At 72.1% G+C, this 16,818-nt stretch carries 10 protein-coding genes; 3 read left to right on the top strand and 7 right to left on the bottom strand.

All coding sequences use genetic code 11. The features are described 5' to 3' along the window. The first annotated feature begins 7 nt into the window (after window positions 1-7). Together ACWD5F_RS06870 and ACWD5F_RS06865 are read left to right on the top strand one after the other, a co-directional pair. Complete coding sequence (locus ACWD5F_RS06870; RefSeq protein WP_451251813.1) at window positions 8-2,611, top strand: vWA domain-containing protein; 2,604 nt, start codon at window positions 8-10, stop codon at window positions 2,609-2,611. A 36-nt stretch (window positions 2,612-2,647) separates the two neighbouring features. After that, a complete protein-coding gene (locus tag ACWD5F_RS06865) occupies window positions 2,648-5,773 on the top strand; it encodes an eCIS core domain-containing protein (RefSeq protein WP_451251811.1) in 3,126 nt (1,041 codons plus the stop codon). 19 nt (window positions 5,774-5,792) lie between these two features. Here the strand turns inward: ACWD5F_RS06865 and ACWD5F_RS06860 are convergent, their stop codons facing one another. After that, on the bottom strand, window positions 5,793-8,738 hold the full coding sequence (locus ACWD5F_RS06860) for an AfsR/SARP family transcriptional regulator (protein ID WP_451251809.1): 2,946 nt from the start codon (window positions 8,736-8,738) through the stop codon (window positions 5,793-5,795). A gap of 196 nt (window positions 8,739-8,934) precedes the next feature. Between ACWD5F_RS06860 and ACWD5F_RS06855 the strand changes: the two genes are divergently transcribed. After that, window positions 8,935-9,744 carry an IclR family transcriptional regulator gene (locus tag ACWD5F_RS06855; protein WP_451251807.1) on the top strand — a complete coding sequence of 270 codons (810 nt, stop codon included), beginning with the start codon at window positions 8,935-8,937 and terminating at the stop codon, window positions 9,742-9,744. Between the two features lie 43 nt (window positions 9,745-9,787). Here the strand turns inward: ACWD5F_RS06855 and ACWD5F_RS06850 are convergent, their stop codons facing one another. The 6 genes from ACWD5F_RS06850 to ACWD5F_RS06825 all read right to left on the bottom strand — a co-directional run bounded on the left by ACWD5F_RS06850 (window position 9,788) and on the right by ACWD5F_RS06825 (window position 16,562). Next, complete coding sequence (locus ACWD5F_RS06850; protein ID WP_401715058.1) at window positions 9,788-11,404, bottom strand: sodium/solute symporter; 1,617 nt, start codon at window positions 11,402-11,404, stop codon at window positions 9,788-9,790. Continuing rightward, complete coding sequence (locus tag ACWD5F_RS06845) at window positions 11,401-11,847, bottom strand: DUF485 domain-containing protein (protein ID WP_451251804.1); 447 nt, start codon at window positions 11,845-11,847, stop codon at window positions 11,401-11,403. Before ACWD5F_RS06845 ends, ACWD5F_RS06850 begins: the two co-directional genes overlap by 4 nt. A 303-nt stretch (window positions 11,848-12,150) precedes the next feature. Further along, entirely contained in the window at window positions 12,151-13,494 is a 1,344-nt protein-coding gene (locus ACWD5F_RS06840) for a lysine N(6)-hydroxylase/L-ornithine N(5)-oxygenase family protein (RefSeq protein WP_451251802.1), read from the bottom strand. 30 nt (window positions 13,495-13,524) lie between these two features. Further along, window positions 13,525-14,448: an ABC transporter ATP-binding protein gene (locus ACWD5F_RS06835; protein ID WP_451251800.1), complete on the bottom strand. Its 924-nt coding sequence runs from the start codon at window positions 14,446-14,448 to the stop codon at window positions 13,525-13,527. A 4-nt stretch (window positions 14,449-14,452) separates the two neighbouring features. Then, window positions 14,453-15,562, bottom strand: a complete 1,110-nt coding sequence (locus ACWD5F_RS06830) for a FecCD family ABC transporter permease (RefSeq protein ID WP_451251798.1) — start codon at window positions 15,560-15,562, stop codon at window positions 14,453-14,455. 4 nt (window positions 15,563-15,566) lie between these two features. Beyond that, a complete protein-coding gene (locus ACWD5F_RS06825) occupies window positions 15,567-16,562 on the bottom strand; it encodes a FecCD family ABC transporter permease (RefSeq protein WP_401715551.1) in 996 nt (331 codons plus the stop codon). Between the last annotated feature and the right edge of the window lie 256 nt (window positions 16,563-16,818).

The raw sequence follows: 16,818 nt of genomic DNA, 5'->3' as shown, positions 1-16,818 counted from the left end.
ACTCCGCATGCCGGCACCATCCGTCAACCCGACCACCGCAAGCCAGCCGAACTACACCGTCGCCGACTCCTCGGCGTTCGTCACCGTCTTCAAGGCGGGTATCAACCCACTTCAGGACCAGGGCTTCACCCTCACCTACCCGGACAACCTGCCCGGTCTTTCCCTGTCCCTGATCCACATCGACTCGGCTCCCACGACCGGGCGCAGCGCGCCCGTGCCGCTGCCGGCCGGCGGAAACGTCTCGCACTACTCCGTCACCACCAGCCCGCCCTCCGTCGCCAACGGCATCGTCACCCTCGCCGTCAACATCAACGAGAGCGAGGGGAACGGCACCGCGCCCCAGGAGCGCTGGGAACTGCGGGCCTCGGCGGACGTCGCGGCGACCTGGACCCTCAGCCTGTCCAGCGGGAGCGTCGACGTGAACTGGCTGGCCGTCGACCCGGTGGCCTCGCTGACCGTGCCGGCCGACGCACTGGAACTGCAACCGGTCGACCTCAACGCGAGCGGGGCCGTCTCGACGCACACGATCGCCGGCTCACTCCCCGCCGGGGTCAGCCTGACCCCCGAATACCAGTGGGCGTACACCGGCGCGGCACCGATCCTGGAGATCACCACCGACACCACGACCCCCACGCCGTCGCTGACCGTCCACACCCCCGGCGTCTACGAGCCGGTCCCCGTGGCCTTCACCGTCACCACCAGGCTCAACGACCCGACGGGCATCTACTCGGGCTTCCTGAACAACACGAGCGCACCCGCGACGATGACCATCGCCCAGCGCGTGCAGGACATCGTGCTGGTACTCGACCGCTCCGGCAGCATGGCGGCGGAGAACCGCTTCGAGAACGCCAAGACCGCCTGCAGGGTCCTGATACACCTCTTCAACGGGCTGCGCGAAGGCCTCAGTTCCGGCACTCGCGTCGACCGCGTGGCCGTCATCGCCTTCGAGGACGAGACCGTCGGATTCCGCGGCGGGGCCCCCTCCGGCCGGATCCAGACCCTGCTCCCGCTGACGAATCTGCCGGACGCGGTCCTCGCCATCGGCAAACCGGACTTCGACTTCGGCGCCCCCGGCACGAACACCCCGATCGGCGACGGACTCATCGCCGCCATCGACCTGCTGGGCGCCTCCGGGACCATCACCGACCAGCGGTTCACCATCATCATGTGCACCGACGGCCAGGAGAACGCCGGCACCGTGGCCCTGGTGCCCTCCTCGGCGGTCAACGGCGCGATCTCCTTCCAGGCCGCCGTCAACTCCAACCCGGTGCGCCGGGCCGTGCTCGACACCGGCCGCTGCAAGCTGTCCACCATCGCGCTCGGCCCGACCGCCGACCAGAACGTGCTGAGCCAGCTCGCGACCTTCGGGGCGGGCCGGTTCGCACTCGTCGACAACCCGAGCGAACTCGCCGGATCCTTCGGCGAGATGCTGGCCAACACACAGACCGTCAACCTGGTCTCCAAGCAGGACTCGCCGACCACCGGTGTCGACGACCCCGACGATCCCGAGGGGACGCTGCCCGCCGTCTACCTGTCCACCGAGCCGGACGCCGACCGGCTGGTCCTCGCGGTGACCCCACCGAACGGCCAGACCCTCTTCACCGGCACCATCCAGCTCGCCCTGTGGGACGGCACCTCGTACCTCCCCCAGACCATCGACATCCTGGAGACCGCCTCGGACCGGGCGACGTCGGTGGCCAAGCTCCCGGGCCTCGCGCACGGCGCTCCCCTCCACTGGCGGGTCATCCACGGCACGGGCCCCTCGACCGCGGAAGAGCTCGTCCCCGATCAGGTGCTGGCCTACGTGGACCTGCACCTGCTGGCCGACGTGCTGCTGGACCGGCCCGCGTATCTCACGGGCGACCGGATGGAACTGACCGTGCGGATCCGGCAGGACGACGCGCCCGTCACCGGCGCGACCGTCAGGGCCGTACTCGACGCGCCCGCCGTCGGCCTCGGTGAGCAGCTGACGGCCCTCGGCGCCGTACCGACGGACCTGGCCCACGCCGACGAGGACGAGCCGACCTGGCTGGAGGGGCGCATCGGCACCCTGCTGACCCACAAGAAATGGCGCCACCTGCCCCGGCACAAGCCGACCGGCGGACTGTTCGTCGACGGCACCGACCAGCTCTTCGACCCGGACGGCAACGGCAACTACACCAACACCTTCGCCCAGGTCTTCAAAGAGGGGACCTACAGCTGGCGGCTGTCCGTGGACGGCCACGACGTCAACGGCAACGCGTTCACCAGGGAGTTGAGCACCTCCACCTTCGCCGGGGTGAAGGTGGACCGCAAGGCCACCAAGATCAAGGTGACCCGGCTGCCCAACGACCCGAGCGGGATGCTGGCCGCCCTGGTGGTCATCACCCCGCAGGACGCCCGCGGCGAGGACCTCGGCCCCGGCAAGGACGACTCGGTCATCTGGTCGCTGCGCGAGGGCACCTTCCAGCACGTCCTCCACCACCAGCCGGCCCCGGTCGAGACCGACGGCACCTACCAGGCCGCCGTCCTCTTCACCAAGCGGCAGTCACCTCAGGTCGTCGTCGAGGCCGCCAAGGTGGTGCTGCCGACGATCGACATCAGGCGCCGGCTCCAGGGCTTCAGCGACTGACCACCCTCACGGCACGACCAGGGACGGAGGCCGACGGTGTTCGAGCAGCAGTCAGCACACACACCCGCGCACGACCGAGCGGGCACCCCCACCCGTCGGCCTCCGGCCCCGGCCCATCACTCCGGCGACGGACTGCGCCGCGCACTCGGCAACAGCGCACTGGCGTCCGAGGCGGTACGCGCCCTGGACGGCCCGGGAACACCCCTCGGCGCCGGCCCCCGGGCCGCCGCCGAGCGGGCCGTCGGCCACGATCCCGGCGAGGTCCGGGTGCACACCGGACCACGCGTCCGGGCGGCGGCCCGGGCCGCGGGCGCCGCCGGATTCACCTTCGGCCGCGACATCGGCATCGCGACCGGCCCGGGGGAGGGCATTCCCCGACCACTCCTCGTCCACGAGGCCGTGCACGCGGCCCAGCAGAGCGTCGGCGGCACCGCGGGCGCTGCCGAGGCGGAACGGCAGGCCGTCGCGGTCGGCCGCGGCGGCGCCTCGACGGGAGCGCCGGCCGGCACGACGCCCTATGTCGCGTGGGCCCCGGAGGACTGGCTGTCCACCACGCCGGACGTCCGCCGCTACGGACTGTCCGACCTGATGGACGAGGCACGGGCCGTCGACGAGTGGCTGGCCCGGCAGATCGCGACGACCCCCGAGGTCGACCGGATGCAGGAGGCCAAGGCCGCACTTCAGGCCGAACTCGCCCGCCGTGCAACGGCGTTGACCCCGGGCGGCCCGCGAAGCCGGCCCGCGCGCCCACGGGGCGGACGCCGCTCGGCCCCCGCCCCAACTCCCGAGGTTCTCCCCGAGACCGAGATACCGCACGTGCTGCGGGACCGCGTCAGCATGCCGCTGACCGATCCGGTCGAGGTCCGCGCCGAGGCGGACCGCATCGCGGCCTGGCTGCTGAGGACGGACGTCAGCCGCGCCGACCGCGCCACCCTCCGCCAGGAACTGGCCCTGCTCGCCCCCGCCGTCGCCGCCGACCTCGACCGGGCGAGCACCGAGCGACAACAGGGCCGCCTCACACGGGCGTTGGCACCCGCCGGCAGCCAGGACCGGGCCGGCATCCTCGCCAACCTGCGGATCATCGAGTCGATCAGGCCCTACGACGCCTCGCCGGGCTCGGCGTACGTCATCCACGAAGGTGAACTCCTCGTCTTCCCCCTGGAGACCGCGCAGCGCGTGCGGGCCCAGGTGCTGAACTCACTGGCGGACGCCGCCCGCCGGACGCGGGGCATGAACGACACCACCGAGTTCCGGATGGACGAGCATCTGCGCCTGAACTACGAGGAACATCCGGTGGTCGGCATCGTCATCAGTGTGGCCAACTGGGAGCGCCCGGTCACGCTGCAGGCGCGGATGCGGGGACCGCTGACCGCGTCCAACACGGCGCTGGCCCGCTACCGGGAGGCGGCAGGGCGCGGATCCCTCGTCGACATGGCGGACGCGGTGCTCACCGCCGTCGAATCCGCGGACAAGGCCCAGCAGATCGTGCTCGACGGCATCGACCGCGCCGTGTCGACGGCCGGGTCGATCGTGCACGGCCTGGAGATCACCCGGAACGTGGCCTTCGTCGTCGCGCTGTCCGTGGGCGCGATCCTCGCCGCCCCGGTGGTCGCGGCCGGAGTCGCCGGACTGGGCGCGACCGGACTCACCGCGACCGCGCTGACGGCCGTCGGCACCGGAGCCGTCGTCGGCGGCGAAGGACTGGCGCTGGGCTTCACGAGCGGTGCCGCCGGCGAACTGGTCGCCGGACACGGGGTGGACGCGGCCCTCAGCACCGGCTGGGCCGAAGGGCTCCGCGTCGGGGCGCAGGGCGTCGCCATCGGCGTGGGCGGCGGCGCGAGCCTCAGCCTCGCCCGGACCCTCGGCGTCGGCGCCCAGGGTCTGTCCCGGCTCGGCTCGTTCGGGCGCGGTGCGCTGGCCCAGGGCGGCGGGAACGCCCTCGGCGGAGTCACCGGCGCCCTCCTCACCCCACCCGAGGGCACCGGCCGCGGGGAAGCGGCCCTGCGGGCCGGCCTGACCGGCTTCGGCCTGGGCGCGCTCGGCGGAGTCGCGGGCACCTACGCACAGGGACTTGCCTCGCCCACCGCGCGCTTCGCCGTGGGCATCGGACTGCCCAGCCTCGCCGACGGCGGGCTGACCTACGCGCAGACGGGTGACCTGGAACAGTCGCTGACGGCCGCCGGCACCGGCCTGGCCGTCAGCGCCCTGACGACCGGACGCCCAAGCGGGATCAAGGGGAACGCCGAGCAACGGGCCTTCCGCGCCGGGCAGTCCGTACGACGCGGCATCGGCTCCGCCGGTCGACTAGGCCGCGGATACCTCGCGGGCGCCATGATCGGATTCGCAGAGCCGATTCCGGCGCTGCGCCTGGAGGACACTCCGGCGTCGATCACCCTGCCGGGCGGGCAGCAGGCCGCCGACGCCGCCGCGGCATCGCCCCCCACCCCGGCCCGGCCCGCACCCACCGCCTCCGCGTCCCAAGCGGCCGCAGCCACCGTTCCCTCCGCCGCGCAGGCCGCCACCGTGATCTCACCGCAGACCCGCGCTCCAGCGGTGTCCCAGCCGCGCCTCCTCGCACAGTACGAACGTGTCGCCAACGGCAAGATGGGAGCGGTGGTCCGCGATGTTCTCAGAGGCCAGCGGACCACCGCCACCCGGACCCGGCTGGCCCAACTGCGGCAGCAGTTCGACCAGTTGCGAGGACAGGTCGGCAGCGGGCCGATGACGCCGGCTCAGCGGGCCGACGCCACCGCCATCCTCCGGGAGGCGAGGACCCTGGCGCGGGCCGACTTCAACAACGTACGGGACGGGATCTGGCGCCGCCTGCGCGCCGACACGGATCTCCAGCGGATCGAGGGGCAGCTCCAGGACACCGGTGACGCGGCCCAGGGAGGCACCGCACTGCAGGTCAACACGCGCACAGCCGCAGGCGACCGGTTCGAGTCGCTCGGTGTGGAGCACCGCACCCGGCTCTCGGACGACCCCTGGCGGTACAACGACCCCGACAATCTCATCGTCACCGACGCGCCGCAGAACGAGCAGTACCTCGAAGCGCTGCGCCGGCATGGCTCGATCTGGCCGACCGGTGGTGTCGAGGAGTTCGTGATCCGGCACCAACTCAACGACCAGGGCGTTGACTTCTCGCCCGACACCCGGCAGTGACCATGCCCGGGGCAGGACCTCATGCCGGTGCCGGGCGCGGCTGCTGCGGGCTCCGGACCGGTTCGGAAAAGGGCGGTGGAGTGGTGACGGCGGTGGGGGAGAGGCCGGGTTGGTCCAGCAGCCGGGCGCGCAGCAGATCCGTGTCCGGGAGACCGAGTTCGGTGGTGATGGTCAGGGCCTGGGTCCACGCGGTGCGGGCGGCGTGCGGGCGGGCGATGGTCTGCAGGATGTCGCCCAGGCAGACGAGAGCGGCGGCCTCGCTGCGGCGGGCGCCGGTCTGGTGGAAGAGGTCGAGGGCCTGCCGGTACCGGTCGACGGCCTCGGTGTGCCGGCCGAGGCGGTGGTGGATGTAGCCGAGGCTGTCCTGGATGTGGGCCTGTCCGTTGAGGTCCCCGGTCTCCTCGGCCAGATCGAGAGCCTGGCGGCAGTGCGTGAGCGCCTGCTGGTGGTCGCCGAGTTGGGCCAGGGTCCAGCCGATGTTGTTCAGCGCGGCGGACTGCCCGGCGCGGTCCTCGGCGGCCCGGTGGTGCGCGAGGCTGTCGTGCGCGTGTCCCAGCGCCTGCTGATGGCGGTCCTGGGCGTTGTACATCCGGGACAGGTGCTGGTGGATCCGCGCTTGCCCGTCATGGCTGCCGACCTCGCCGAACAGCTCCAGCGCGCGCAGGTAGTTGGCACGGGCCTCGGCGGGACGATTCAGCCGGTCCTGAGCCAGGCCGAGACCGCGGTGGGCCTCCGCCTGCCCGGCCCGGTCGCCCTGATGCCGGGCGCTGTCCAGGGCCTTGGTGTGGACGTCGGTCAGCGCCCGCCAGTACCCGTGCCGGTCGAGATACGTCGTGAGTGCCGAGGCGAGCCGCCAGGTGTGGACGGGGAAGCCGGCGGCGGGCGCCCGTTCCACGGCGGCGAGGAGGACCGGCGCCTCGGCGCTGAACCAGGCCTGCGCCTGCCGGTGGTCGGTCAACTCCTCGGGTGCGGCGCCGGGTCGGGCGGCCGGCAGGGGGGTCGGGTTGGGCCTGGGAGTCAGCAGGGCGTCGGCCAGGTGGGCGGTGTGCAGGTAGTGGTCGAACATGCGGTGCGAGGCGGCACGCCGGGCGTCGTCGCTGTCGTGCGCGGCGACCAGTTCGGCGGCGTAGGCGCGCAGCAGGTCGTGGAACCCGTAGCGGCCGAGGGGGTGTTCGGTGAGCAGATGGCCGCGGACCAGTTCGGTCAGCAGGACGCGGGCGCGGGGTTCCGGCAGGCCGGCGAGGGCGGCGATGGCCGGGAGCGCGGCGTCGGGCCCGAGGTGCAGACCCAGTAATCGGAACAGCCGGCCGGCGTCGGAGCTGAGCGCGTGGTAGGACCACGAGAACACCGCCCGCACCTGACTGGCCGCCTCCCCGCCGTCCAGGGCGTCCAGGCGTCCGTCGGCCCGGCGCAGTTCCTCCGCCAGTGCCGCGAGCGGGAGTTCGGGCTGGGCGGCGGCGCGGGCGGCGACGATCGCGAGCGCCAGCGGCAGCCCCGCGCACCGGCCGATGATCTCCCCTACAGCACCGGGATCGGCCGCCACCCGGTCCGCGCCGAGTCTGCGGATGAGCAACTCCCGTGCCTCGCCGGGAGCCAGCAGGCCGATGGTGAGCAGGTGGGCTCCTTCGGCCGCCGCCAGTCCGGTCAGCGACTTCCGGCTGGTGATGAGCGCCAGACAGCCGGGCGCCCCGGGCAGCAGCGGGCGCACCTGTTCGGCGTCGCGGGCGTTGTCCAGCACCACCAGCATCCGTCGCCCGGCCAGCAGGCTGCGGTACAGCCCGGCCTGCGCCTCGAGACCGGCCGGGATCCGCGCGGGCGGCACCCCCAGGGCGTCCAGGAATCCTCGTACCGCCTCCGCCGGACTCATCACCGAGCCGCCTGGCGCGAATCCGCGCAGGTTCACATACAACTGGCCGTCGGGAAAGGCCTGTTGGGCCCGGCGTGCCCAGTGCACGGCGAGCGCGGTCTTGCCCACCCCCGCGGTGCCCGACACCGCCGAGATCACCACCGCCGACGGCTGCTCCGTCGCCGAGACCAGGATCTCCTCCAGTCGGGCGAGTTCCTCGTCGCGCCCGCTGAACCCCCGTACTCCCATGGGGAGTTGTACGGGCACCTCGCCTGGCCGAGAAGGTGTCACCGGCGAGGGCCGCGCCGGAGGAGGTGCGGGGAGAGGGGGTCCGGGCGGGGTGCGGGAGGCCGGCCATGCGGTGGGTTCGCCGAGGCCCCCTCGCAGGATCGCCTGGTGTGTTCTGCGCAGCTCCGGGCCGGGGTCGGCGCCGAGTTCCTCGGCGAGCCGCTTGCGGACGACGGCGTAGCAGTCCAGTGCCTCCGCGCCGCGTCCGGCGGCGTGCAGCGCCCGCATCAGCGCCTCGGTCAGGGGCTCCACCAGCGGGTACTCGCCCAGGAGTTCGGTGAGGGGGCCGATCGCGGCGACGGGATCACCGACGCGCGACTCCATGTGGGCCCAGCCGACGGCGGCGTCCACGCGCTGCCGCCGCCATGCCTCGCGGACCTGCGCCGCCCACTGGCCGCCGAGGCCGGCGAGTGGTTCGCCGTGCCACAGTCCGAGGGCCTCGCGCAGCAGCGCCGTACGCGCCTCGTCCGTCCGCCCCGCCTCCCGGGCCCGGCCCACCGACTGCCGGAAGAGATGGATGTCCACCTGGTCGGGGCGCGCCTCCAGGAGATAGCCGCCCGAGCGGCGCATCAGCCGTAACCGGGAATGCCCCGCGTCGTCGGTCTCCTCGCACAGCCGGCGGATCCGGGCTATGTGCGCGTGCAGCGCGCGCCGTGCCCCCTCGGGCGGCTCGGCGCCCCAGACCCGCTTGATGAGGACGTCGGTCGCGACGGGCCGACCGGCGTCCACCGCCAGCGCCGCCAGGACGGCCCTGCGCTGTGGCGGTCCGACCTCCACGGTCCGGCCCTCCACCGAGAACTCCACGGGACCGAGAAGGCGCAGTTCGACCACGGTATCCACACTCCCCGCACAGATATTCTTCACTCCGCGCGCACACTCTCATGCCGAGCGACAACCTATCGACAACGTTCCGAGCCACACTCGAACTTCAGTCTGGGGTGGCGCACAGTCTCCACGCACGGCGGCGCACCGGGGGCGGGAGCGACGTCGTGGGGAGCCGGTCAGGCGGTGTCTGGGGGAGTGGGACGTGAACGAACAACGGGGAGCGACCGCGACGAGGAGGGCGGAGGCACCGGCACGGCTGCCGGGCCATCCGTACGAGCCGGCGGCCGTGCGGCTCGCGGCACCGCCGCTGTCCGCACCGGACGGCGGCGGACGCAGTGTGCTGGAGGGTGCGTTCGGGCTGTTGGGCGCGGTGGAGCGGGCCGGTGAGGCGGGACTGACCAGGCTCGCGGCGGAGTGCGGACTGCCCAAGACGACCGCGTACCGACTCCTTGAGCAGATGGTCGAGTTGGGGGTGGTCGAGCGGAACCGCAGGGGGTACCGCATGGGCCCGCGGCTCTTCGGGCTGGGGCAGGGATGGCAGCCCCATCCCGGACTGCGGGCCGCCGCACGGGAGCCGGCCCGCCGGCTGGCGCGCATCACGGGTGCCACGGTGGGGATCAACGTCCTGCGGGAGGGCCGGACCTTTGTCCTGGACTGGACGGTCGGCGAGACCCCGGCGGCGCTCGGTCCGCTGCTGGACCGCGTGGACTGGCCATGGTTCACGGCGGCGGGCAAGGTCCTGGTCGCCGCGGCGCATCCACGGATCACGGTGGGCCCGGTGCCCGCGTCCTGGCGGCGGGAGTGCGAGGAGATCCGGATCCGTGGAGTCGCCTTCGAGCGCGAGGAGTTGACGGTGGGGGTGTGCTGTCTGGCTGTGCCGCTGCACGGCCCGAGCGGTGTGCCGGTGGCTGCTTTGAGCGTCTTGACCGATCCCGCGCACAGTCTGGAGCGGCTGGTCGGTGTCACCGAGCAGACGGCGAGGATCATCGACGCGGCGCTGCGCGGTCGTTGAGCCGGTCTGCCGGCCTCGGCGGACGGCATGTCTGCGGTCGGGCTCATCCGGTTCCGCGTCCCGGGGGGCCGGCGAGCAGCAGGTGCTCCATGCTCTCGTAGCGTCCGCGTTCGCGGCGGATGGTCTTGCGGCCGGAGAGCATGGTGCCCAGCCAGCCGGAGAGGAACCCGACGGGGACCGAGACAAGTGCCGTGGTGGTCAAGGGGAACCAGTTGAAGTCGGCGTCCGGGAAGGCCGCGAGCGGGGACCCCGAGACGAGGTTGGTGCCGGTCATCAGGACGAGGACGCTGAGGGTGCCGCCGATGAGTGTGCACAGCAGACCCGCACGGGTGAAGCGGCGCCAGAAGAGGCTGTAGGTGAGCGCGGGGGCGATCGCCGACGCGCCGATGCAGAAGGACAGGATGGCCAGCGGCTGGAGGCTGCGGTGCTGGGCCAGCGCGGCCAGCAGGATCACCGGGACTCCGACGACCAGCGCGGACCATCGGGCGACGGCCATCTCGCGTCGCGGTGTCATGGTGGGGCGCTTGGCGGCGATGACGTCGTGGGCCAGTGAGTTGGCGCAGGCGAGGGTCATGCTGGCGACGGACGCGAGCAGGGTGAGGAAGATCGCGGTGGTGACGGTGGCGAACACCAGGGCCTCCGTCCGGGACAGGTGCGCGCCGAAGGCGGCCCTCGCGCCCAGCAGATAGGCGGTGTTGCCCCGCGGGTCCCCGGCGGCGATACCCGCCTTGCCGATCAGGGCCATGGCTCCGACGGCGACGACGGTGAGCACCAGGACGAACAGCGCGACGGACGAGACCGCCCAGGACATCGCCCGCCGCACCTGACGGGTGCTGCCGGCGGTGTACATCCGCATGGTCACGTGCGGCAGACAGGCGCCGCCCAGCACGATGGCGCCCTGGGTGCTGATCATGTCGAGGGCGGGGTGGGGGCCGCCGGCGAACTGCATGCCCCAGCGCAGGTAGTGCGGTCCGGTCCCGCTGCCCCGCGCGCCCGCCTGGAACAGTGCCTGCGGGTTCCAGCCGAACGTGTACAGGATCAGCGTCGCGACCACGAGCCCGGAGCCGAGCAGCATCACCGTCTTGAGGATCTGGATCAGCGCGGTGCCCCGCATCCCGCCGAGCGCCGCGTAGCTGATCATCAGCGTGCCGGCCCCGATGACGCAGCCGGTCTTCATGCCGCTGTCGGAGAAGCCGAGGACGTAGGCCAACAGCTGTCCCACGCCGGCGAGTTGGACGACCATCATCGGCGCCAGCGCGACGATCGTGACCAGACAGGCGGCCATGCGCACGGAGCGGCCGGGCAGTCGGCGGACCAGCACGTCGCCCATGGTGAACCGGCCGGTGTTGTGCAGGGGTTCGGCCATCAGGAACATGAGCAGCACCAGCGACAGCAGCGCGCTGGTGGCCAGCACGACACCGTCGTAGCCGCATAACGCGATGACCCCGCCGATGGTGAGGACGGTGGCGGCGGAGATGTAATCACCGGCGATGGCCAGGCCGTTGCGCAGCGGCGAGAGGGAACGGTAGCCGGTGTAGTACTCGGCCAGGTCGTCCTCGCCGTCGGGGCCCGTCAGCACGCAGAGCAGGAGCGTGAGGGTCACCACGCTGCAGAACGCCACCAGGGACCACGACTGCGCGGCGCCGCTGAAGACCGTCACGGCTGCGTCTCCTCGGTCGCGCCCGACGCACGGGCGTGCCGGCGCACCCGGCGGGCGAGCGGATCGACGTAGCGGCGCGCGGTGAACTCGTAGAGGATCACCGCCAGCCAGGTGACGGGGAGTTGGAGCAGCGCGAGGACCAGACCGGTGGGCAGGCCGCCCGGCGCGGGGCGGGTCATCAGCTCGGGGACCTCGACGGTGAGGGCCAGGAAGAGGGCGAAATAGCCGAGGGCCGCGAAGGTGGCGACGCGGCGCTGCCAGCGGCAGGCGCGGCGCAGCAGCCGCAGCGTGCGGTGCGGTCCGGTGTACGACCGTGGACGGGTCGTGACTCCTTGTGACGGACGGTCGGCCGCCCAGCGGGGAACTCGCAGGGCCAGGGTGGAGGAGGGAGCCCGTTCGCGTTCTTGCCGGGCGCGGCGTAAGTCGGAGCTGTCGAAGGACATCCCGGAGTCTCCTGGTGAGCGTGGGCCCGAGGGATACGGACCGCCGGACGGTGGGGCAGCGGTTCGGGTCTCCGCACGCTATGCGGGCGTTCGTGTGTTCGGTAGGGATTCCGGTGAACTCCCTGATGAATCCCTGTTCGGCGCCCTGACCTCGGATGTTGTCCTTGAGACAGCTGTGGTGGAGTGGGACGGGAGGGGTGCGTGAGGTGCTGCGGCCGTGCTCCGGGAACGGCAGCCACCGCCTCGCGAGGAGCGACGGTCACCGTCTGTCGGGGGAGACTGCCCCGACAGACGGTGGGTGATTCAGACTCGGGCCCAGGAGTTCATGAGCGACTGATGGATCTCGGCCGCCCTGACCGCGGCCGTCGACAGGAGTGTCGAGGTCAGGCCGTGCGTGTGCTCGGTACCGCCCTGCAGATAAATGCCCGCGGTGACGTCGGGCACGGTCTCCACGCGGTGGTCGCGTCTGACCCGCAGCGCGTCGCCGTCGTCCCGCAGACAGACCTTGGCCGCCTCGCCGAGCAGCGCCGACAGGTCACGCGGCCGGTAGCCGGTGGCCAGCACCAGCAAGTCGGCCTCCAGCACCTGCTGTTCGCCGGTGGGCAGATATTCGACGGCGATGTCGAGCGGTCCGTCGTCCGCGCTCCGGCGCACCTCCCGGATCCGGGACACGTTGAGGAACCGCAGGCGCTCCTGCCCGCTCACCTTCTCCTTGTACGCGGTTGCGTACAGCGCCTCGATCAACTCCATGTCGACCACGGAGTAGTTGGTGGAGCGGTGGTAGTCGATGAGGGACTGTTTCACCTCGGAGGGCGCGCCGAAGTACACGTCGACGGCCTCGGGGTCGAAGATGCGGTTGGCGAACGGGCTGTCGTCGGCCGGGGTGTAGCCGTATTTGGCGAAGACCGCGCAGACCTCGGCCTCGGGGAAGGAGCGGTGCAGATAGTCGACCGTCTCGGCCGCGCTCTGTCCCGCGCCCAGCACCACGACCCTGCGGACCGGTGCTCCCGACCGGGCCAGTTCATCCGTTCCCGGGAGCAACCGGCTGTTGTGCCAGACGCGTTGGCCGAGTTCGATGCCGGGCGGCACATGCGGTTCGAGGCCCATGGCGACGCTTACGTTGCGCGCCCGGCGCACGACCGTGCGCCCCGTGCCGTCGGTGCTCCGGCAGACCACCCGGAAGTGGTCGGCCGCGCCCTCACCGTCGCGCACCGGCTCCACCGCGACCACGTCCTGGTCGTAGAAGACGAGGTGCGAGACCCGGGCCGCCGCCCATTCGAAGTACTCGTGGAACTCGACCCGCAGCGGGAAGAGCGTCTTCTGGTTGAGGAAGTCGATCAGCCGGCCGCGCTCCCGCAGGAAGCACAGGAAGCTGTAGTCGCTGGTCGGATTGCGCAGGGTCACCAGGTCCTTGAGGAAGGACACCTGCATGGTCGCGTCGTCGATCAGCATCCCCCGGTGCCAGCCGAAGCCCGACTGGCGTTCCAGGAACAGGGCATTGAGGGCCGCGTCCTCCGGGTGGCTCGCGTTGTGTTCCTCGATCGCTATGGCGAGAGCGAGATTTGACGGTCCGAAGCCGATTCCCAGTACATCGTGGACGACGTCGGAATCGTCGAGCGGTGATTTCACCGTGGCATCGCCTCCCATCAGGCAGCCACATGCTAAGTAAGGTTAGCCTTACCTGGCAACGGAGTCCGGTGGGGTCACCGGGACGGCGGCGGACTCCACCGGCGCCGGAGCGTCGTCGTGGTGCCGGCCCAGGGGGATGACCAGGGGGGTTCCGCTCACCGGATCCGTGATGACCCGGCAGCGCAGCGCGAAGACGTCCTCGACGGTCTCCTCGGTCACCACCTGCGTCGGAGTGCCCTCCGCGACGATCCGGCCCGCCTTCATGGCGATGACGTGATCGGCGTAGCGGCACGCCTGGTTGAGGTCGTGCAGCACCATCACCACGGTGCGGCCCTCGCGCCGGTTGAGGTCCGTGACGAGATCGAGTACGTCGATCTGGTGGGCCAGGTCCAGATAGGTGGTCGGCTCGTCGAGGAGCAGCACCGGCGTGCCCTGGGCCACGGCCATGGCGATCCACGCCCGTTGCCGCTGGCCGCCGGAGAGTTCGTCGACCGGCCGGTCCGCGAGGTCGGTCAGACCGGTCGCCGCGAGCGCCCCGTGCACCGCCCGCTGGTCCGCCTCGGACCACTGGCGCCACCACGTCTGGTGCGGCGCACGCCCGCGGCTGACCAGGTCGCCGACCGTCAGGCCCTCGGGCGCCACCGGCGTCTGGGGCAGGATGCCCACCTTGCGGGCCAGTTGGCGGGGCGGGATCGAGCGCAGCGCGGCGCCGTCGAGCTCCACCACGCCCTTGTGGGGCGCGAGGAGGCGCGCGAGGGCGCGCAACAGGGTCGACTTGCCGCAGGCGTTGGCGCCGACGATCGCCGTCACGCGCCCGGTCGGTACCGACAGCTGCAGATCCTCGACGACGGTCCGGCCGTCGTACGCCAGATGCAGGTCCCGGGCCCGCAGCTCGGGACCGGGTGCGGCACTGCTGTCGGCGGAGGCGACACCCTGGCCGGGCACCGTGGTGCGGGAGTCGGTGGACGCCATGCGATCAGCCTCCTGAGCCCGCGCGGTTGACGCGGATGAGCAACCAGAGCAGGACCGGCGCGCCGAGCGCGCCGGTGACGATTCCGACCGGCAGTTCGGTCCCGGGGATCGCCTCACGGGCGAGGAGATCGGCGCCCAGGACGGCGAACGCGCCGGTGAGACCGGAGACCAGGGGCGGCGGCGAGGCGGTGCCCGCGACCCGCTGGGCGATCTGGGGTGCGGCCAGCGCCACGAAGGCGACTGGTCCGGCCGCGGCCGTGCCGAAGGCGATGAGCCCCACGCCGGCCAGCAACAGGGTGAGCCGGACCTTCTGGACCGGGGTGCCCAGGCCCGCCGCCACGTCGTCGCCCAGTTGCAGGGTGCGCATCCAGCGCCCCATGCCGAGGGCGACCGGCAGCAGCACGGCCATCGCCAGGGCGAGCGTGGTGACCTGGTCCCAGGTACGGCCGTTGAGGTTGCCCACCAGCCAGCCGACGGCCTCCTGCGCCTGGAACTGGCTGCCGCGCGCGACCAGGAAGTCGGTGGCGCTGGTGCAGATCCAGGACACGCCGATGCCGACCAGGATGATCCGGTAGCCGGTGGCGCCGCCCTTCCATGCCAGCGCGTACACGACGATCGCGGTGGCGAGGGCGCCGAGCAGACCGAGCGTCTGGAGCCCGAGTCCGCCGGTCCAGCCGAGGACCAGCCCGGCCACGACGGCCGTACCGGCGCCTTCGGTGAGCCCGATCATGTCCGGGCTGGCCAGCGGATTGCGGGTCATCGTCTGGAACACCGCGCCGGAGACGCCGAAGGCGATCCCGACCAGCAGCCCGGTGAGGGCTCGTGGCAGGCGCAGGTCCTGGACGACCGTCAGCGTGCCGGGGTCGCCCGAGCCGGTGAGCGCCCGCAGTACGTCGGGGAAGGAGACGGGGTAGTCGCCGAGGGTGAGTCCCCAGCAGAACAGGAGGAAGGCGCCCACGGCCAGGAGTACGCCGGTCAGGAGCAGTCGGGGACGCAGCACGCCGGAGATCGGCGGTGTGCTCAGCCGGAACGGCCGGGCGCCACCGCGGGACGCGGGGACCGGCACGGCGGTGGACGGCGACACGGGCGGGGAGGGCGGCGGCGATACGGACACGGGCTCAGACCTCCGCGAGCTTCCGGCGGCGTACCAGGGCGATGAAGAAGGGGCCGCCGACGAAGGCGACGAGGACGCCGGCCTGGATCTCGGTGGGACGCGCGGCCATCCGCCCGATGATGTCGGCGGTGAGCAGCAGAACGGGGGCGAGCGCCGCGGACATCGGCAGCAGCCAGCGCTGATCGGGGCCGATCCCGGCGTACTGGGCGAGCACGCGTGCGATGTGCGGGACCACCAGGCCGAGAAAGACCACAGGACCGATCACGGCGACCGACGCGCCGGTGAGCAGCACCACCGCGGTGACGCCCTGCAGCCGGACGAGCCCGAGCCGGCGGCCGAGCGAGGCGGCCACGTCGTCGCCCAGGGCGAGGCTGTTGAGGGCGGGCGCGCAGGCCAGGGCGAGTACGGCGCCGACGGCGAGGAACGGCAGGATGCGTTGGAGATCTCCGGCGTCCAGGTCGGCGAGCGAACCCGCCGACCAGAAGCGGTAGCGGTTGAGCGCGTCCGGGTCGGTCAGCACCACCGCGCTGGTGAACGAGGACAGCAGGGACGTGACGGCGACGCCGGCCAGTGCCAGCTTGACCGGAGTGGCCCCGGAGCGGCCCAACTGCCCCAGCAGGTAGACCACCACGCTCGCCGCGAGCGCCCCGCCGAACGCGAACCACACGTATCCGTACAGCGACGTGACCCCGAACACGGCGACGGAGACGACGATCGCGAAGGACGCTCCGGCGCTGACACCGAGGATGCCGGGATCCGCGAGCGGGTTGCGGGTCAGCGCCTGCATCAGCGCCCCCGACATCCCGAGGGCCGCTCCGGTCGTCAACGCGAGCAGGGTGCGCGGGATGCGGACCGACCAGATCACGTTGTCCACGAGCCTGCTGGGCGGGTGTCCGAGCACGGCCCGCACCACATCGCCGAGCGGAATGCTCAGCGCGCCCAGCGCCAGGGACAGCAGGGAGAGCAGGACCACCAGGGCCACGAGCGAGCTCACCAGCAAGGTGGCGCGTGTCTTCTTGCCTGGAGCCACTGGCCTGTCTCCACGTCATTGTCCGTAAATCGCTGCCCCGTTCGGAGGTAAGGCGAGCATAACCTCACCGCGGTCACCGGTCGTGATTGGTTCACCGACAGGTCTTCTTGGTAAGGCAATGCTTACCTTACTATTCGAGCGGTTACGGCCAGCCAGGCCGGATCCGCACCGCAATGGGAGGCACGGGCCGCTGTGTCGGGCACTACGCGATCTTCTGAGACGGCTT

The organism is Streptomyces sp. NPDC002499 (genome assembly GCF_053595415.1).
This window is presented reverse-complemented; position numbering and strand designations above follow the sequence as displayed.

What these genes read in the sequence shown, in the direction of transcription:
- ACWD5F_RS06845 (WP_451251804.1), bottom strand. Translation starts at nt 11,847, where the DNA reads ATGTCCTTCGACAGCTCCGACTTACGCCGCGCCCGGCAAGAACGCGAA.
- ACWD5F_RS06840 (WP_451251802.1), bottom strand. Translation starts at nt 13,494, where the DNA reads ATGGGAGGCGATGCCACGGTGAAATCACCGCTCGACGATTCCGACGTC.
- ACWD5F_RS06870 (WP_451251813.1), top strand. Translation starts at nt 8, where the DNA reads ATGCCGGCACCATCCGTCAACCCGACCACCGCAAGCCAGCCGAACTAC.
- ACWD5F_RS06835 (WP_451251800.1), bottom strand. Translation starts at nt 14,448, where the DNA reads ATGGCGTCCACCGACTCCCGCACCACGGTGCCCGGCCAGGGTGTCGCC.